The 19,688-nt window shown below is 39.0% G+C and carries 15 protein-coding genes; 11 read left to right on the top strand and 4 right to left on the bottom strand.

Going from position 1 to position 19,688, the window contains the following annotated elements; genetic code table 11:
* Nucleotides 1-31: 31 nt before the first annotated feature.
* The 6 genes from hflX (at nt 32) to H4J38_RS09590 (ending at nt 7,035) form a co-directional block, all read left to right on the top strand.
* Nucleotides 32-1,318: a ribosome rescue GTPase HflX gene (gene hflX, locus H4J38_RS09615; protein WP_182131584.1), complete on the top strand. Its 1,287-nt coding sequence runs from the start codon at nt 32-34 to the stop codon at nt 1,316-1,318.
* Between the two features lie 66 nt (nt 1,319-1,384).
* Nucleotides 1,385-2,533, top strand: a complete 1,149-nt coding sequence (gene hflK, locus H4J38_RS09610) for an FtsH protease activity modulator HflK (RefSeq protein ID WP_182131583.1) — start codon at nt 1,385-1,387, stop codon at nt 2,531-2,533.
* Between the two features lie 3 nt (nt 2,534-2,536).
* Complete coding sequence (hflC, locus tag H4J38_RS09605) at nt 2,537-3,421, top strand: protease modulator HflC (RefSeq protein WP_182131582.1); 885 nt, start codon at nt 2,537-2,539, stop codon at nt 3,419-3,421.
* Nucleotides 3,422-3,567: 146 nt separating this feature from the next.
* A complete protein-coding gene (locus H4J38_RS09600) occupies nt 3,568-3,753 on the top strand; it encodes a DUF2065 domain-containing protein (RefSeq protein ID WP_182131581.1) in 186 nt (61 codons plus the stop codon).
* A 126-nt stretch (nt 3,754-3,879) separates the two neighbouring features.
* Nucleotides 3,880-5,178, top strand: a complete 1,299-nt coding sequence (locus H4J38_RS09595) for an adenylosuccinate synthase (protein WP_182131580.1) — start codon at nt 3,880-3,882, stop codon at nt 5,176-5,178.
* Nucleotides 5,179-5,793: 615 nt separating this feature from the next.
* Nucleotides 5,794-7,035 carry a malic enzyme-like NAD(P)-binding protein gene (locus H4J38_RS09590; protein WP_182131579.1) on the top strand — a complete coding sequence of 414 codons (1,242 nt, stop codon included), beginning with the start codon at nt 5,794-5,796 and terminating at the stop codon, nt 7,033-7,035.
* A 347-nt stretch (nt 7,036-7,382) separates the two neighbouring features.
* Here H4J38_RS09590 and metJ read toward each other — a convergent pair whose 3' ends face one another.
* The gene (gene metJ, locus H4J38_RS09585; RefSeq protein ID WP_182131578.1) at nt 7,383-7,727 is read right to left on the bottom strand and encodes a met regulon transcriptional regulator MetJ; all 345 of its coding nucleotides are present in this window, start codon (nt 7,725-7,727) and stop codon (nt 7,383-7,385) included.
* Nucleotides 7,728-7,957: 230 nt separating this feature from the next.
* Here metJ and metB point away from each other — a divergent pair, with 230 nt between their 5' ends.
* Complete coding sequence (gene metB / locus H4J38_RS09580) at nt 7,958-9,115, top strand: cystathionine gamma-synthase (RefSeq protein ID WP_182131577.1); 1,158 nt, start codon at nt 7,958-7,960, stop codon at nt 9,113-9,115.
* Between the two features lie 103 nt (nt 9,116-9,218).
* Nucleotides 9,219-11,726, top strand: coding sequence for a bifunctional aspartate kinase/homoserine dehydrogenase II (gene metL / locus H4J38_RS09575; protein WP_182131576.1), 2,508 nt, complete (start codon nt 9,219-9,221; stop codon nt 11,724-11,726).
* A gap of 105 nt (nt 11,727-11,831) precedes the next feature.
* Here the strand turns inward: metL and H4J38_RS09570 are convergent, their stop codons facing one another.
* Nucleotides 11,832-12,476 carry a TorF family putative porin gene (locus H4J38_RS09570; protein WP_182131575.1) on the bottom strand — a complete coding sequence of 215 codons (645 nt, stop codon included), beginning with the start codon at nt 12,474-12,476 and terminating at the stop codon, nt 11,832-11,834.
* Between the two features lie 362 nt (nt 12,477-12,838).
* Between H4J38_RS09570 and rpe the strand changes: the two genes are divergently transcribed.
* Nucleotides 12,839-13,510, top strand: coding sequence for a ribulose-phosphate 3-epimerase (rpe, locus tag H4J38_RS09565; protein WP_182131574.1), 672 nt, complete (start codon nt 12,839-12,841; stop codon nt 13,508-13,510).
* Nucleotides 13,511-13,562: 52 nt separating this feature from the next.
* Complete coding sequence (gene trpS, locus H4J38_RS09560) at nt 13,563-14,567, top strand: tryptophan--tRNA ligase (protein WP_182131573.1); 1,005 nt, start codon at nt 13,563-13,565, stop codon at nt 14,565-14,567.
* Between the two features lie 165 nt (nt 14,568-14,732).
* Here the strand turns inward: trpS and H4J38_RS09555 are convergent, their stop codons facing one another.
* Nucleotides 14,733-15,704, bottom strand: a complete 972-nt coding sequence (locus H4J38_RS09555) for an FHA domain-containing protein (RefSeq protein ID WP_182131572.1) — start codon at nt 15,702-15,704, stop codon at nt 14,733-14,735.
* Nucleotides 15,695-16,948 carry a S1C family serine protease gene (locus H4J38_RS09550; protein WP_182131571.1) on the bottom strand — a complete coding sequence of 418 codons (1,254 nt, stop codon included), beginning with the start codon at nt 16,946-16,948 and terminating at the stop codon, nt 15,695-15,697. Before H4J38_RS09550 ends, H4J38_RS09555 begins: the two co-directional genes overlap by 10 nt.
* A gap of 419 nt (nt 16,949-17,367) precedes the next feature.
* On the opposite strand from H4J38_RS09550, the gene H4J38_RS09545 reads away from it, so the two are divergent.
* On the top strand, nt 17,368-19,446 hold the full coding sequence (locus H4J38_RS09545) for an EAL domain-containing protein (protein ID WP_182131570.1): 2,079 nt from the start codon (nt 17,368-17,370) through the stop codon (nt 19,444-19,446).
* Nucleotides 19,447-19,688 lie beyond the last annotated feature (242 nt).

The raw sequence follows: 19,688 nt of genomic DNA, 5'->3' as shown, positions 1-19,688 counted from the left end.
CAAAAAGCTAGTATTGTATGGAGTCGCTCATTTGTTTGATAGGTATCAAGCAGGTGAGCAGGCGATACTTGTTCATTTAGATTTCCCAGATGATAATACCCGCGAAGACCTACAAGAGTTCGAAATGCTTGTAGACTCTGCTGGTATAACCGCGTTAAATACCATAACAGGTAAACGCAATACCCCGCATCCGAAATATTTTGTTGGTACAGGTAAAGTGCAAGAAGTTGCAGACGCTGTGCGTATGTTCGATGCGAATATTGTTTTGTTTAACCATAGTTTGTCGCCATCTCAGGAAAAAAATATTGAAGCCTTGTGTGAATGTCGTGTGGTTGATCGCACTACGTTGATTTTGGATATTTTTGCCCAACGAGCTCGAACTCATGAAGGTAAATTGCAAGTAGAGTTAGCGCAATTACGTCACATGAGTACGCGCCTTATACGCGGTTGGACTCATTTAGAACGCCAAAAAGGTGGTATTGGTTTACGCGGACCAGGTGAAACCCAGCTTGAAACAGACAGGCGCTTACTGCATGAGCGTATGGTCAATATTCGTAAACGCTTGGGTAAAGTTGAAAAGCAAAGGCAACAGGGGCGTCGTGCGAGAACTAGAGCAGAGATCCCAACTATTTCTTTGGTCGGTTATACTAACGCAGGCAAATCCACATTATTTAACAAAGTTACTCAGGCGGGTGTTTACGCAGCTGATCAATTGTTTGCAACCCTGGACCCAACTCTACGTAAAATTGAAGTGGATGATGTCGGCCGTGTTATTCTTGCTGATACAGTAGGATTTATACGCCATCTTCCCCATGATTTAGTGGCAGCATTTAAAGCCACGTTAACAGAAACAAGAGAAGCAGAGTTGTTGCTTCATATTATTGATATTTCTGATGAACGACGTAGCGAAAATATTGAACAAGTAGAAGAAGTTTTAAAAGAAATCGAAGCGGGTGATGTTCCACAATTATTGATTTGTAATAAAATAGACCGGTTAGATGATGTTGAGCCGAGAATAGATCGTGACGACCAAGGGCAACCTATTCGTGTTTGGCTGTCAGCGCAGCAAGGTGTTGGCATTGAACTTTTATTTCAAGCACTTTCGGAACGATTAGGTAAACAAATCATCAAACATTTACTCTGTTTACCCCCTAGTGCCGGTAAGCTTCGCGGTCAACTTTATCAGTTAAATTGTATTACAGACGAACATTATGATGAGCAAGGTAATTGCTTATTAGATATAAAATTACCAGTTAGAGAGTGGAATCAGTTACTAAAACAAGACGAAGCAGAAATAGAGCACTTTATTCAAACTTAACAGACTGATATATTAGCGTTGTTTATATAGCAGTTAGCGCATTAATTTTTTATAGCGGAGAATAGCATGGCTTGGAATGAACCGGGGAATAATGAGAAAGATCCCTGGAAAAATAAAGGTGGCAAGAACCAAGGCCCACCTGACTTAGATGATTTATTAAAAGATATCGGCAATAAATTTGGCGGTATTTTCGGTGGCAACAAATCAGGAGGCGGATCTGGAAAAAGTTTTTCTAGTATTGGCATCATGGTAGTGCTTGTTATAGCGATCTTGGCTTATGCCTTCGCTGGCTTTTTTACCATTAAAGAAGCTGAGAAAGGTATTGTTTTGCGCTTTGGTCAGTACGCCGGCACGGTTGAGCCAGGTTTGCGTTGGAAATGGACGTTTGCTGAACGTATTATTCCAGTTGATATGCAAACCACACGTAACCTTCCTTCTTCGGGCTTTATGCTAACGAAAGACGAGAACGTTGTTCGTGTTGAGATGGAAATTCAATACCGTGTTGTTGATGCACGTAATTACATTTTTAGTGTTACTAATGCCGATGAAAGTTTAAGTGAATCACTTGATAGTGCTTTGCGCTATGTTGTTGGTCACGCGAATATGGACGACATTTTGACCAGTGGTCGAGAAGCTGTTCGTCAAGCGGTTTGGAAAGAGCTAGAAAAAATTATCGAACCTTATAATCTAGGCTTGATCATTGTTGATGTTAACTTCAAGGACGCTCGTCCTCCAGAAGAAGTTAAAGACGCTTTTGATGATGCTATATCTGCGCAAGAAGATGAAGTTCGTTTCTTACGTGAAGCTGAAGCTTATGCTCGTGGTATTGAACCGCGTGCCCGTGGTCGTGTTAAGCGTTTAGAGCAAGAAGCTTTGGCGTATAAAGCGCAAATACTACTTGATGCTGAAGGTGACGTAGCTCGTTTCAACAAGCTATTACCTGAATATCAAGCAGCACCTGAAGTTACTCGTCAACGTATGTATTTAACGTCGATGGAAAAAGTGTATAGCAACACCAGCAAAGTTATGGTTGATGTTGACGGTGGCAATAACATGATTTACTTACCACTAGATAAAATTATGCAACAGCAATCTGGCGGTCAACGTACTATTCAACAATCAGCGCCGACGACGATAAATCAATCGTCAAATAGCAATAATACTGCACCAACATTATCCGGTCGTAATGACCGTTTCAATAATGGGAGAGACTAAGCCATGAAGAATTTTCTATTGGCAATTATTGCCTTAATACTCGTGCTAACGGTTTCGTCTGTTTTTGTTATCATTGAAGGTCAACGTGGCATTGTTTTCCAGTTCTCAAAAATTAAGCGTGACAGTGATACTGGCGACATGAAGGTTTATGAACCAGGTTTACATTTTAAATTTCCGTTTATTAACACGGTTCGTAAACTTGATGCCCGTATTCAAACCTTAGATGACGCGCCAGATCGTTTCGTTACATCTGAAAAGAAAGATTTAATGGTCGATTCATTTGTTAAATGGCGCATCGTTGATTTTTCTACTTACTATTTACGTACTTCAGGTTCAATTGAGAATGCACGTGCGTTATTGAAACAGAAAGTAAATAATGGTCTACGTACCGAAATTGGTACGCGCACTATTAAAGATATAGTCTCTGGCGAACGTGATGACATTATGGCGAAAGCACTTGAAAGTGCTGCAAGTAGCCGTGAAGACTTAGGTATTGAAGTGATTGATGTTCGTATCAAAGCGATTAACTTACCTACTGAAGTTAGTACGTCGATATACGAACGTATGCGTGCTGAACGTACCGCTGTGGCGAAAGAACATCGCTCACAAGGTCAAGAGCAAGCTGAAATCATTCGGGCAACTATTGATGCAAAAGTTACTGTAATGTTAGCTACAGCGCAGAAAAATGCACAAGAAATTCGTGGTGAAGGCGATGCCTCAGCAGCGAAAGTTTATGCTGATTCATATACCCAAGACGCGGAGTTTTATAACTTCTTTCGTAGTTTAGAAGCTTACGAGAAAAGTTTTAGTTCTAAAAGCGATATCATGGTTGTTAAACCTGATAGTGACTTCTTTAATTACCTAAAAAACGGTAAAAAAACGAAGTAATACGCTCAGTTGATTCGTGATAGAAAAGCCATGACATTGTCATGGCTTTTGTGTTTTTATCTCCTGATAAATTTAGCATGCTCGATGTTTTTTGCCTAACACCAATAACTTGGTGTTAATTACAAATGAATATATAAGGAATTTATATGTTATCTATACTGCTCATGGCACTTGCTATTGCGTTAATTATTGAAGGGCTGATACCTGCACTATTTCCGAATAAATGGCGGGCCTATGTTTTAAAATTAGCCAATGAACCGGTCAATAATATCCGTCAAATTGGATTTTTTTTGGTGTTAATAGGTGTGATTTTATTTTGGGTAGTAAATTAATTGCTTTGCTAACTCTGCACTATTACTAGCTTTTTTTTTATCGCGTTAAAAATCAACAATTATTGCTTGGACTCAATATTGATATTTGATAGAATCCCCGCCTAATTTTCTTACCAATATGTGAACATGGGTAAAAACGTCGTAGTTCTAGGCACCCAATGGGGTGACGAAGGTAAAGGTAAAGTCGTCGACTTACTTACTGATAAAGCAAAATATGTAGTGCGCTATCAAGGTGGCCACAATGCGGGTCATACACTAGTCATTAACGGTGAAAAAACCGTTTTACACCTTATTCCTTCTGGCGTATTACGTGATAACGTAAAATGTTTAATAGGTAACGGTGTTGTTCTTTGTCCAAAAGCACTTATGACAGAAATGGCAATGTTAGAAGAACGTGGCGTACCTGTACGTGAGCGTCTTTTAATTAGCGATGCATGTCCGTTAATTCTTCCATACCACAACGCATTAGATGCAGCTCGTGAAAAAGCGCGTGGTAGCAAAGCTATTGGTACTACTGGTCGTGGTATTGGTCCAGCTTATGAAGACAAAGCTGCTCGCCGTGGTTTACGTGTTGGTGATTTATTTTGCGCAGAGTCATTTGCCGTAAAATTAAAAGAAATTATGGAATACCATAACTTCGTATTAACCGAATACTACAAAGCTGAGCCAGTAAGCTACGAAGAAGTACTTAGCGATGCTATGTCGGTTGCTGAAGTTATTAAAGGCATGGTTGCTGATATCTCAGAAATGCTAGATCAAGCGCGTAAAGCGGGTGAATCTATCATGTTTGAAGGTGCACAAGGCACATTACTTGATATTGACCATGGCACATATCCATACGTAACATCGTCTAATACAACTGTCGGTGGCGTTGCTACGGGTAGTGGTTTTGGTCCTCTTTACTTAGATTATGTTCTTGGTATTACTAAAGCATACACCACGCGTGTTGGTTCAGGTCCATTCCCAACCGAATTAGATGACGAAGTTGGTCATCATTTAGGTACTGTAGGCCATGAATTTGGTGCTACAACTGGCCGTGAACGTCGTTGTGGTTGGTTTGATGCGGTTGCAATGCATCGCGCAGTGCAAGTAAATAGCATCAGCGGTTTTTGTTTAACTAAGTTAGACGTTTTAGATGGCTTGAAAACATTAAAAATATGTACAGGCTATAAAACGGCTGAAGGTGACATTATCACTGTGCCACCAACAGCAGCTGAAGGTTACGATAAAATTACCCCAGTATATGAAGAAATGCCAGGTTGGAGCGAAAATACTGTTGGTGCAACGTCTGTTGACGCTTTACCAGCAAATGCGATTGCTTACATCAAACGTATTGAAGAAATTACCGGCGTTCCTGTTGATATTATTTCTACTGGTCCAGATCGTGTTGAAACTATGATTTTAGTTAATCCGTTTGACGAATAATTAATAACAGCGTTTTAAGCACCTCTTAAAAACCACCCACAAGGTGGTTTTTTTATGCACAAAATTTAAGCTCTGTCTCGGTAACAAAAGTCAATAAGTGACAACCTAAACCTCTACATATTCATTTGCTTTAAATTGTTTAAACTATCTACATTGACGTTGTGGTGGATTGTATTTGGTATCTTCAGGTTAACCAGTTCAGTCAAGGCTAGAATTAGAGTTAACACAGAGTTATGGACAAGTACTAGTGAACTGCAGCTAAGTTCTGTTATCTGTGTTGAAATGATACAAAGGTGAATAGCTTTATAAGTAAAACAACTAACGTAAACTAAATTTTGATGATTAAACGCTTTTTGGATTAATAAGGCGTTCTAATCGTTATTTATCTATGAATAGTTAATAGATTATGCTGAATATTTAGCTAAGTTATGTGAATTATGAAACTGATAAGGCTATATTACTTATAGATAGTAGCGAATTAATATATACAAAATAGCTTGAAATTGGCCAGTGCATTGCAATAACATGTAAAGCACAATAATCACATTGCCTTAAGCTTAAACATAATACTCACGCATTAGACTCACACACCAAACTCTCACATTAGGAATAGACATGACGGATCTTCGCCAACAAGCACTTGATTATCACCAATACCCAACACCGGGTAAAATTAGTGTTGAATTAACGACTGCAGCTGAAACTAGCCTAGATCTCTCGCTCGCTTATAGCCCTGGTGTTGCTGAGCCAGTTCGCGCTATTGCTGAAAATCCTGATGATGTTTATAAATATACTGGTAAAGGTAATACCGTTGCAGTTATTACCAATGGTACCGCTATTTTAGGGTTAGGAAACTTAGGACCAATGGCGGCTAAACCGGTTATGGAAGGTAAAGCTTTATTATTTAAACGTTTTGCAGGTATTGACTCGTTTGATATTGAAGTTAAACATAAAACCGTTGAAGATTTTATTAGTACGGTAGCCAATATTGCTGACAGTTTTGGTGGTATTAACTTAGAAGATATTAAAGCCCCTGAGTGTTTTGTCATTGAAAAAGCGCTAATCGAACGTTGTAAAGTACCAGTATTTCACGATGATCAGCATGGTACTGCCATTGTAACCGCTGCCGGTATGATCAATGCGCTAGAAATTCAAGGTAAAGAACTCCGACATGCCAACATCGTTTGCATGGGTGCTGGTGCTGCAGCAATAGCCTGTATGGAACTGCTGATAAAGTGTGGCGCGCAACGAGAAAAAATTTACATGCTCGACACTAAAGGCGTTATTCACACCCGCCGTGATGATTTAAATGAATATAAAAAGCTATTTGCAAACAACACAGACAAACGTACTTTAGTAGAAGCGATTGACGGTGCTGACGTATTTGTTGGGGTATCTGGTCCTAACGTTTTATCGCCTGAGCATGTAAAACTGATGGCGGCAAAGCCCGTAATTTTTGCTTGTTCAAACCCAGATCCTGAAATTAAACCAGAACTTGCCTTAGCAACGCGTGATGATTTAATTATTGCTACGGGTCGTTCAGATTATCCGAACCAAGTAAATAACGTGCTTTGTTTCCCATTCATTTTCCGTGGCGCGTTAGATGTGCGCGCGCGTACCATTAATGACGAAATGAAAATTGCCGCTGTCCATGCCATTCGTACCTTAGCGAAAGAACCCGTGCCGGCTGAAGTATTAGCCGCTAGTGGCAGTGACAGTTTAACATTTGGTAAGGATTATATTATTCCTAAACCTATGGATTCACGTTTACGTTCAGCCGTTGCTATTGCGGTTGCACAAGCGGCGGTAGATTCAGGTGTTGCTGCGCTACCCATGCCAGAAAACTATAACGGTTAGTTATTAATTTTGCCGATAGTAACGCTATCGTCTAGTTATTGATAAATTAAATGAGGCGTCAAATTGACGCCTCATTTAATTCAGTAATATCCTTTCGTGGCGAGAGTACGAAGATATGCAAAGCCAAGATATAACCTGCACGAAACGGATAAATGCTACAAGGCGACCAGAGTTGAAGTGTCATGCATATGGGGGGCTTAGTACTATTTATCCCGTTGATCTTGTTGAATAGATCAAAATAATCAAACTTGTCGAGAAAATTTAACCGTAAAAGATAATTTTCAGGCAATAAAAAAGGCGCACTAGGCGCCTTTTGTCATTTATAAACCCAGGGGTTAATTACTCGGTTAATCTTCTGTTTCTTCTTCAATTTCAGTTTCGTACTCGCTAAAGTCAGTAACACCTTGTGCTTCTAAGGCTCTGCGAACACTTGCTGGTAATTTTTGTGTGTTGTCTTTAGCCAAGTCACTATCGTCAGGTAATGGTTGGCCAGTAAATGCGTGCAAAAACGCTTCACATAATAGTTCACTGTTCGTCGCATGGCGCAAGTTATTCACTTGGCGGCGCGTACGTTCGTCAGTTAGTACTTTTAACACACGTAAAGGGATAGACACGGTGATCTTTTTTACTTGTTCACTTTTCTTCCCGTGCTCGGCGTAAGGATTAATATACTCGCCATTCCACTCTGCCATGAATATTCCTCTATGCTTAATTAATTGCGATAAACTTATCTTTAGCTTTTCTGGTATACCAGTTAGCGATAAGTTTTATCTTACCACCTGATTTTACTGGTTGTGGGGCGCGAGTCAATAACGAATGTGTAGAAGTTTAGATGTCTAAAGTTCTTGACCGTACACTTTAAACCATTTAGATTGATAGACGTCCAAACATCTAAATAGAAAAAATCCAATCTGGAGTACATATGCGCGAGAAAAAAATTGCCACTACTGCTGTTCGAGCTGGTATTAATAGTGACCAACACCACGGTGCTGTTATTCCAGCGATTCACCTTTCAAGCACCTACGCTCTGAAAGGTTTTAACGAAAAGCGTCAGTTTGATTATTCACGTACGGGTAATCCAACTCGCGCTACATTTGCCCAAGCTATTGCTGATTTAGAGCAAGGTGCTGTCGGTATTGTTACCAGTACGGGGATGTCAGCAGTACTCCTTATTTGTCAGTTATTAAATACTGAAGATACTGTGGTTATTCCACATGACTGTTATGGCGGAAGTTTTCGGTTATTTACCCATCTTGCCAAACGCGGACAGTTTAATTTAGTAGTGGTTGATCAAAACAATCAAGTCGCGTTGAGCCAAGCATTAGCAACCAAACCAAAATTAGTCTTGGTTGAGTCACCTAGCAATCCGTTGTTGCGCTTAGTTGATATTGCCGCTGTTGCCAAACAAGCACATAAAGTTGGCGCATTAGTCGCCGTAGATAACACCTTTTTGTCACCGGCATTGCAGCAACCATTATTATTGGGGGCTGATATTGTTTTTCACTCAACCACTAAATATATTAATGGCCATAGTGATGTGGTTGGTGGTGTTTTGGTTACCAAAGAAAAAACCTTAGGTGAAGAACTCGCTTGGTGGGCCAACTGTATTGGTATTACAGGCTCAGCATTTGATAGTTATTTGGCCTTGCGTGGATTGAAAACATTACCTATTAGGATGAAACAACATCAAATTAATGCCAATGCAGTCGCCGCTTTTCTTCAAACACATAGTGCTATTGAACAAGTTTACTTTCCGGGCTTAGCTGATCACCCACAGCATGAGTTAGCTAAAAAGCAACAGTATGATTTTGGCGCCATGATGAGCTTCGAACTTAAAGGTGGAGTTGAAGCGGTTAAAGTGCTGTTTGATAAACTTGAATTTTTCACCCTAGCACAATCATTAGGTGGCGTTGAAAGCTTGATAAGCCATCCGTCAACCATGACCCATGCGGGTATGGAAATTGAAGCACAGCTTGCGGCTGGCATTACCCAATCATTAGTGCGAGTTTCTGTAGGGATTGAAGATATTGACGATATTATTGCCGACCTTTCTCAAGCTTTAGACGCAAGCCAAGCATAAAGTAATATCTTGTTGATTAGTCATAAATGTAATCTGGCTTAAGTGTCATATATAAATAAATTAAATCTGGTGTGACAAGGTTTGTTGCACCTGTGGTAATAAAATGATCGATTCAAATGCAGCGGTAACGCTCAGCTCTAAAAAAAATAAATTAGTAAAAATTGCCTGTAATGTCCATAAATTTGGCGGTAGCAGTTTAGCGACAAGTGCCTGCATAGGGCGAGTGGTTGATATTATTCGTAAGCATTGTCAGTTGAATGACATTATTGTGGTGTCTGCCAATGGCAATACTACTGATGCGTTATTTAACCTTTATCAACTGGCTGTCGAGCTTCAGGAAGTAACTTTACTTAAGCCTGTGCAAGCGAGTACCAATAAGCAATTAAATACCTTACACGCGCAGCTACTTAATACTATTGCTGAATTAAATATTGGGCAAGCCCTGTTACTTGACGAACTATTAAATGCCAGTAGCGCCGCTAGGTTAAAAAATTTACTGAGTGACAATATTGCTCAAATATCAGAAAAACTCCTCAGTGACCCCATTAGTTATCAACATAACTTATTGGCCTTTGGTGAGGTTTGGTCGGCGCGATTGTTATCAGCGGTATTAAGTGAAAGTGTTTGCCCAAGTTATATGTTGGACGCGAGAGATTTTCTTTTGTTAGAAGATGAAAAAAATTGCTCAATTGATTATAGCGAAAGCGAAGCAGGCTTTGCTAAGCTTCGACAACCAGGCCAACTGGTGATAGTTACCGGTTATATTGCACGCAATAAACAGCAGCAAGCTTGTACCTTGGGACGTAACGGTAGTGATTACTCAGCAACCATAATGGCGGCCTTGTCAGGGGCGCGCAATGTTACGTTGTGGACCGATGTTGATGGTATTTATAGTGCTGACCCTAGAGTTGTGCCGCTAGCGAGAAAATTACACCGCTTACCCAATGCCGTTGCCAATGAACTGGGTCGTCTGGGCAACCCCGTTTTACATGCAAAAACCTTACAACCGTTAAAAAATCATAATACCCATTTACATGTAGCTAGCAGTTTTTCGCCAGATATTAGCGGTAGTGAAATAGGAAAGTTCGGCCAAATAGCGAAACAAGAACTTTCAGTCACCAGCTTAAACGATTTAATATTAGCAAAATCGACCAGCTTTTTAGCTAAGTCAGGTGTATTAGCGGTAAATGAGTTTACACCCGTTTGCTACAATCTTGACGAAGGGTACATAGTTGTAACGCAGGCTCAGCAAAAATCGGTCAGCCAATGGCTCGCCAGCCATGACACGGAGGTCACTTTTAAGCCGGTAGCGATTATTGCTATTGTTGGCCATAGCGTAGCGAAACAAGGCGATATGCGCGCAAGATTTAAAAGAGCGCTCAAGCATCAACCAACCTTACATTTTTTACATTCCTTTAATGAGCATAGTTATATTGCGGTTTTGCCTGAGCCATGTTCGAGTGAAATACTCAATAATGTCCACGCGGATATGACTAAAGACGCCAAAAACATTGCTCTTGTTGTCGCCGGGTTAGGTAATATCGGTCAGCGATTTTTAACTATGTTACCAAAACAAATAGCGCGTGTTTCAGGCTTAGAAAATGTCCATTTAGTCGGCTTGGTCGGTGCAAGTAAAGCTTTGATAAATAATGATGGTATAGATGTCGCCAATGCACTTTTACATTATCAACAACAAGCTCAGCCATATGACAGAGAAGAACTGTTAGCTTGGTTAACAAATCACCCTTATGATGAGTTGATTATTGTTGATATCACACCCAGTGAAGATTTTAGTCAGTTGTATCAAGAATTTTTTGCTCGCGGTATTCACGTGATTGGCGCAAACAAATGGGCAGCGTCTTCAAGCACTGAAAATTATCAACAACTGATCACAAGCGCAGAAAAAAACAATAGTCTTTGGCTTGGCAATACCACGGTTGGTGCCGGCTTACCCATAAATTCAACGATTAAAGAATTGATTAACAGTGGTGATGAGATAACAGAAATTTCTGGTATATTTTCAGGCACATTATCGTGGTTATTTCAGTATTATGATGGCATAACACCATTTTCAGAACTTTTAGCCGATGCTTTAACGCAAGGTATTACCGAACCGGATCCCCGAGAAGATTTATCAGGCCGAGACGTACAGCGTAAACTCTTAATTCTCGCACGTATTGCTGGTTTTGAATTGTCGTTAGCTGATATTGCCTGTCAGAGTTTAGTGCCAGAGACATTACGTGATATATCGTTGAAAGAATTTTTAAGTAGAACTACCGAGCTTGATGAATTGTTTTTATCACGCTTAACGCAAGCACAGGAAAAGGCCTGTGGTATTCGCTTTGTAGCACGCTTTGCTAATGAAAACGGCCAAGTTAGCGCGAAAGTAAGTTTGGAGGAGTTGAGACATGATGATGCATTTGCACAATTAACACCATGCGATAACGTCTTTAAAATTAAAAGCGAATGGTATCAAGATAACGCGCTAATTATTCGTGGTCCAGGCGCAGGACGTGATGTTACTGCAGGTGGTATTCATGCCGATTTAGTGACTATTTGCCAGCAGCTGAATCATCGTCAGCAGCAAGTTAAAATTAAAGGGCTAAATTAAATGTGTGGCGCGATACTTTTATCTGCTGTATCGCGCCAAATTCACCACTAGATTAATCAACAACTTTGTTGCTGAAATTTCTTTAGTATCGGTAAAGTTTTAGCCTTAGAAAGATGTTCCTATGCTAAAGACTAAGTTTTCATCTCTTTCAGAGCCAGATAATTCTTTTGAGTTAGCTACAACGGCAATGCCAACATCGAAACCTGAAACTTCTGTGCTGTAACCCGCTTCTAGGTAATCACCATCAAAATCGTCACCCCAAGTGCCGTAAGTTGCATAAAAACCTTCATGCTCAACCGTCGCAGATAAGAAATCATAGTCTTGGTCTGCACCCGCTTCAACTTCCCACTCACCAACGTTATAAGAGAGTGAGAACATACCGTAGCTTAGACCTAAGTTTACTTCATTATATGAAGTATCAAAATCGCCCGTGTATTGGTAAGTAGTAAAACCAAGGCTATAACCAATTCCGCCGTCAAATTCGCCAGCGTAACCGCCATAAACGTCTACTTCTAAACCCTCTTGAACGTCAGCTGCCCAAGCACCAACATAAAAACCACTGTTTTCATAATCAACACCAGCGCTAGCCGATGCTGTGTCTGTTTGTACTATACCTCGGAAGATATATTGTGATACTACGCCAACATTGGTACTTAAGCCTTCAATGTCAGTAGCTGATGCTGAAGTTGTTGTAAGTGCTGAAGCCGCTAATATCATCGAAATTGATAGAGAGGTAATTGTTTTATTCATGTTTTAGTCCACTAAGTTTTTATAATTACTAAGGACATTGCAAAGACAGTGCCTATGTAATGAATGTTTTTATAAATACATTACTATCAGGTGCTTAGCGAATATTTTAATGTGATACTTAGTTTGGTTGATTGTTCGTTTGTACTGGGTTGGTGCAAATTTAGCTGCAAATGTGCAAAAAAAGTGCAATATTTTTAGCCAAAATATTAACGGCTAATTAGTAGGGTAATAGGTGAAATTTGAAAGGATATGGAATTATCTAATAAGTGCGATTGTGTTTATAATCGATTTTGTGGCTTTACTCAGTCGCAAAATTACTGCAATTAAGTTAAAGTAGCGCAAATTTTTTCAAGGTTATCATTATGTCTAATTTTTTAATTGCTCCATCAATTTTATCTGCAGACTTTGCTCGTTTGGGCGAAGAGGTTGCAAACGTGCTTAGCGCTGGTGCTGATGTAATTCATTTTGATGTAATGGACAATCATTTTGTGCCAAATCTTACTTTTGGTTCAATGATATGTAAGTCATTACGAGACTACGGAATTACTGCACCAATTGACGTGCATTTAATGGTAAAACCTGTTGATAGCCTTATTCCTGACTTTGCTAAAGCGGGCGCTGATATTATTACTTTTCATCCTGAAGCCAGCGACCATATTGATAGAACGTTACAGCTAATTAAAGATCATGGCTGTAAAGCTGGTTTAGTGTTAAACCCAGCAACACCATTGCATGTTTTAGATTTCGTGATGGATAAGCTCGATGTTATTTTGTTAATGTCAGTTAATCCTGGCTTTGGCGGGCAGTCATTTATTCCAACGACTTTAGATAAGCTGCGTTTAGTGCGTGAAAAAATTGATGCCAGTGGTTACGACATTCGTTTGCAAGTTGATGGGGGTGTTAAAGCCGATAATATTGCTGACATTGCTAATGCAGGTGCCGACATGTTTGTTGCAGGCTCAGCTATATTCTCAAAGCCAGATTACAAAGTCGCTATTGATGAAATGCGCGCAGAATTGTCGACAGTAAAATAATAAAACAGTTAATTAACAGATTAAATAATTCAGAGAAATTGAAGGATAACAAATGAGCAAACCTATTGTATTAAGTGGCTGTCAGCCATCAGGCGAGTTAACTATTGGTAATTACCTCGGCGCGTTAAAGCAATGGGTAAGCATGCAAGATAGTCACGAATGTTATTACATGTTGGTTGATCAACATGCCATTACTGTTCGTCCAGAGCCTGAAGCTTTGCGTAAAGCGACATTAGATGGCTTGGCTTTGTATTTAGCTTGTGGTGTTGATCCAGAAAAAAGCACCATTTTTATCCAGTCACATGTGCCAGAGCACGCACAATTGAGTTGGGTATTAAATTGCTACACTCAAATGGGTGAGCTTAATCGTATGACGCAATACAAAGATAAGTCGTCTAAATCTGAAGCTAATATGAACTCAGGTTTATTTACTTATCCGGTATTAATGGCGGCAGATATTTTATTATACGGCGCAAACAAAGTCCCGGTTGGTGATGACCAAAAACAACATTTAGAGTTAGCACGCGATATCGCAACGCGTTTTAATAATTTACACGGTGAAACTTTTAAGGTGCCAGAGCCTTTTATTCCAGAATTTGGTGCCCGTGTAATGAGCTTACTAGAGCCGACTAAAAAAATGTCAAAGTCTGATACCAATCCAGGTAACTTTATCGGTTTATTAGAAGATACCAAGAAAATAACTAAGAAAATTAAACGTGCGGTAACCGACTCTGACGAGCAAGCGAATATCTATTTTGATATTGCTGAAAAACCGGGTGTTTCTAACTTGTTATCACTTTTATCATGTACTACCGGTAAAACTGTTGCTGAGCTTGTGCCTGAATATGAAGATAAAATGTATGGTCACTTAAAAGGTGATGTTGCTGAAGCTGTCGTTGCTTTATTAGCGCCAATTCAAGAACGTTATCATCAGTTTCGTAATGACCAAGCTTATCTCGATGAAGTTATGCGTAAAGGCGCTGAGAAAGCCTCTGCGCGCGCAAGTAAATTACTTGCAGAAGTTTATCAAGCGGTTGGTTTTATCGCCAAGCCTTAATAAAACTAGTCAGCCAAAACGCTATTGATTTGACATAAAAAAGCCTGAAATTATTCAGGCTTTTTTATGCTCAGTGTCATGCCTTTCTGGGCATTACTGATTTAAAGATCAGGTAATTAATTACCATTTAGTTTAGATAAATAAATGGTGGTGTTGAATGTAGTGTTACTCTTTATTCGCTTCATCTTCTGCACTTTTGGTAACTTTTTCAAATAACTTACTAGCGTCACTTACAAATGTCTCAACATCGCTACTTGGCGCGAATAAAAAAACTGGTGACATTATTGTGGTGTCAAACCGAGGACGCGGATTAAAGTCTGGTTGTTTACTCATTTGTATTATGAAGCTACCGCCAAATAATAATAATACTAGGCTTGAAGCGACAACATTTCTGCGACGTAAGGTCATATGAAAGCCCACGTAACAGTTGAGCCAAAATAAACAAAAGGCCAGTAACAAAGGAATGATGGCAAGGAGCCATAACATTGAAGAGTTACTTGAAGTATTAAAGTGCACAATGTTTTCAAAAATATCACTGAGCCACATTAAGTTGAAGAAGATAAAGCTAATGCCCATTTGGGTCCAAAAACGCGCATCGTGTTTGGTTAAATGCGACACCAATGCAATACCTGCTGGCCATAAGGTAAAACCTAGTGTTAAGCCGATGGTTGGTACTAGCATTTGTGTCAAGGTCACTTCGTTGGCATTGTTTAAATTAATAATCCAACCGCCAATAAAAGCAAATAAAACCATGCTTAGAGCAACTACTACAGGATGACGGGCTAAGTTAATTAAACTTTCGAATGGGCTAATGGCGATGCTTTCTGAAACCGGATGATTTGGAAACACAAAGCGCACCTGACTTTTGCCAATGGTGATGATATCGCCAGAGCGTACTTGATGTTGAATAACATTGTCTTCACTGTTCTCAAGAAAACTACCATTAATAGAACCTTGGTCATCAACTAGCCAATGTTCACCATTAAAATGCACTTGTAAGTGTTCAGCACAAACGTGTGGGTCACTGATAATAATATCGTTATCGTAACCGCGCCCAATGGTAATGTTTTTAGGTGCAAATTTATGGCGGCTTAATAGTTTGTGGCCATGACTAATTTCTTCAATAATTATTTCCATGAAACCGACTCCATAAATTTAGCTAAAAAGGCTAATGAGGTTTCTTGTGCAACACCAGAAATAGTAAAATGGCTGAGCAGCGCGTATTGTTCGTGATCTACCGATATGGCGATGTAGAGTACATCGTAAAGTGCGGGAAAATCTTTATAAGCGCGAGTACAAAATACGGCTTTATTATTAATGTTACTGGTTTGAGGCATCACAAGGTCGTGGTGACATTGATAGTCAGTCACATCATCTTTGCCGGCAAGATTACCCGGTGCTACTTGGTTTAATTGGCGTTCAAAAATATGATAAAACTTAGTGCTACCGATTTTATCTGATTCCATATAACGATATTCCATTTCTAACGAGCCGGTAAAGAAGTCAGAAGAAATGTAAGTGTTTTCATCTAAGTCACAATTAGCAACAGCTGCCATAATTTGTGCGTCAGTTTTATCTGAGTTCGATTCGCCCCAACAACGCACAAAGGGTACATCGATGGTTGGAATTAAACCTCGACCAAGTTGTTTTAATTGCCATTCACTGTTCAATATTGTGGTGATCAACTTCTCTTGGTTGCGCATTAACTGCGCAGCCATTTGTTGTTCAATACTTTTTGGTGGGTTCTGCTTATATTCTAGATAAAGGGCATGTAACTTGTCATGTGGTACTAAAAAGCCAATTTGGTTACCTGATGTGGCAACATTAATACCAACAACTTCGGTATTTTTGTTAACAACTGGGCCGCCACTCATGCCTGAGTTTACCGAGCCAGTAAAATGTATACGATCGTTAAATGACTCGTTTTTCAAACCATTATAAGTGCCGGGTACCACTATCATGCCTAAATCATGTGGGTTACCTAATGAATACAGTTCTTCACCTTTGGTTGGTGCTTTTTTAGCAATCTCAAAAAAGGGCATTGGTTTACTAACATCACGTTGCACTATGGCTAGGTCATTAATTACATCAACACTTTTTAAGGTCAGCGCCGCTTTATGACCTTTGTTATCTAAATATTCGATAGTGTATTTATGAGGATGGCGCGCAAAACCAGAAATAACATGATAATTAGTAGCAATAAGCCCATCGCTACTAATTTGAAAACCCGATCCAATAGATGATTTTTCACCACTGGCTTTGTCAATTAAGCGAATTTGATAAAGAGATGGGGCCAATTGTTTAAAAATTTCTTCGGCCTGCTCAGTTGCAGAACTTAATGTACTAAAGCACATAAGTAGCAGAGCAAAAATAGCTTTCATTGAATATCCTTTTTTATTATTACCTGAAAAACTGTTTGATATTTAGGCAAAGCAGTACGCGTCTGAACACCATTGTGCCAGTGTAATCAAATTTGTCATCTTTTATCCGACAAAATGACTGTTTTGTCTGTTGCATGGCATAGTTCATTAAATCGTAATAAAAAAGATTATCGCCAATAACCACAAACATTGCGGTTTTTGCATAAGTAGCTTTTATAAATAAAAGTCATCACTTTTTGCATACGCTAGCTATTGCTCAAGTTCTGATAGTCATTTAGCTAGGGATGTATAGCATAACAAATTGATATTAATACCTTACTCTGCAGATATCTGACTAAATTTGAAAAGTATTTAAACATGCTTAATTTATATTTATGACTACTATTAAGGTAATGCCATTATTGGAACCACCGCAATATATGAAATTAAATAAAGTTGTCAGTGCCTTAAGCCATCAATATATTATTAATGATCCTCTTCACGAATTATTTGATGCAGTAAATGCTATTCCTGTACAGGGATACGATGAAGACCGCCGAGTTATCTATTGGAATGAAGCCAGCGAATTACTTTATGGTTATACCAAGGAAGAGGCTGGGGGACAAAAAATCGAAGATCTCATTATTCCTAAGTTTATGCGTGAAGTAGTGATTGAAGCACATACCAATTGGATAGAAAAAGATGTAGAAATTCCCGCAGCAGAAGTTACTTTATGTGATAAAAGTGGCAATGATATATCTGTTTTTTCAAGCCATGTGATGTTTACAAATCAATATAACAACAAGCAAATGTATTGCATTGATATTGATTTAACTGAGACTAGGGAAGCGCAAGAACAAGCCATATTTAAAGAGCATATGCTTGAAACTATATTTGAAGCTATACCAGATTTGTTTTTCTTGATGGACCTTGATGGCACTATTATTGATTATCGAGCCAGTAATAAGAGTGTTCTTTACGTGTCACCAGAGCAATTTATTGGCAAAAAAATGGTCGATGTTTTACCTGATGAAGTGGCTAAAAAATTTCAAAACCATATTACTAAAGCATTACAGCAAGAAGAAATGATAAGTTTTGAATACGAACTGACTTTACCTCATGGCCTAGCATATTTTGAGGCCAGAATTAGCCTCCTTTCGACGTATCAGCAAATCATGATTATTATTCGTGATATTACCGAGCAACATAAATCAGCCGAACTCATTCACCATCAAGCTTATTTTGATAGCTTAACCTTATTGCCTAATCGATTTTTAGCCCTAGATCGTTTAACACAAATTTTGATTGAAGCAGAAAGTAATAATGGAAAAGCCGCAGTACTTTTTCTTGATTTAGACGACTTTAAAAAAGTTAATGACTCTTTAGGTCACGAAGTAGGCGATAAATTTTTAATAGAGTCAGCTCATAGACTGCAGCAAGTATTGCGAAAAGAAGATACTGTTGGTCGCTTAGGCGGTGATGAGTTTATTATTTTACTAAGAGGGCTGGCAGATCATCATGATGTCTTAACCATTGCTGAAACTTTACTTAATACGTTTAGAGAGCCTTTCAAAATTGATGGCAGAGAACTAATACGGACATTGAGTATTGGCGTTGCTGTCTATCCTGAAAATGGTAGTGGCGCCTCTGATTTGCTTCGTAATGCTGATGCCGCAATGTATCAGGCAAAAGCTTTAGGGCGTAATACCTATTCATTTTTTACTCAAGAAATGAATATTGTAATGCAACGCCGCTATGCGATTGAAGAGCAAATGCACGGAGCACTCGAACGCCAGGAATTTGAATTATATTTCCAACCTCAATTCGATGTTAAACAAGAACATATTATTGGCGCTGAAGCTTTATTACGCTGGCATAATCCAGCGTTAGGTAACGTAACACCTGATGAGTTTATACCCATTGCTGAACATACGGGTCTTATTGTGCCTATTGGACAGTATGTTATTAAACAAGCATTAAGTTTTTTAAATGTTTGGCAAAGCCATGACCAGAAAAAATACACCATGGCGGTTAATTTATCTCCTCGCCAATTTAAGGATACCGAATTACTCAGCTTGATCAAAAAAACGCTGAATGAGATGAATGTTAGTGCTGAATGTTTTGAGCTTGAAATTACAGAGGGGGTATTAATGGGGGGGCAATCTTATATTAATGACGCCTTAGTTGAAATTAATGCACTCGGTATAAAACTTTCCATGGATGATTTTGGTACAGGGTATTCATCGTTAAGTTATTTAAGGGATTATCCTTTTGATATATTGAAAATAGATCGAAGCTTTATTAATGGCATCACGTTAAATAAGTCAGATTGTAACTTAGTTAAAGCAATTATAGCCATGTCACATAGTTTAGGTTTGGTGGTTGTGGCTGAAGGTGTTGAAACGAAAGAACAACTGACTTTATTGAATGAATTAGGTTGTGATGTCGTGCAGGGCTATTATTATAGTAAACCGATCCCCGCAAAACAGTTACTTGATTTTTCTGTGGCACTTTTATAAGTGGAAAGTACTTTTTTAGTCTCCGGCTATTAAGTATTCACTAACATTTACTCATATTCACTAATATCGTTACTATTGGAAAATGTTCAGTTAAAAAACTATTGACCAATGACATTAACAAACAGCTTCGTTGGTCATCACTGTTGTTATTTTAATGGTGTCTTTACTCTTCATAACGAGTTAAAATGGGAATAGAAAATATTGTCACCATACCTACCTTGATTTATTATCGTTAACAGCAA

Source organism: Colwellia sp. BRX10-3, assembly GCF_014077505.1.
In the GTDB taxonomy this organism is placed as follows: Bacteria; Pseudomonadota; Gammaproteobacteria; order Enterobacterales; family Alteromonadaceae; genus Cognaticolwellia.
Note: the sequence above shows the minus strand (reverse complement) of the source record. Positions and strands in the feature narration are given on the sequence as shown.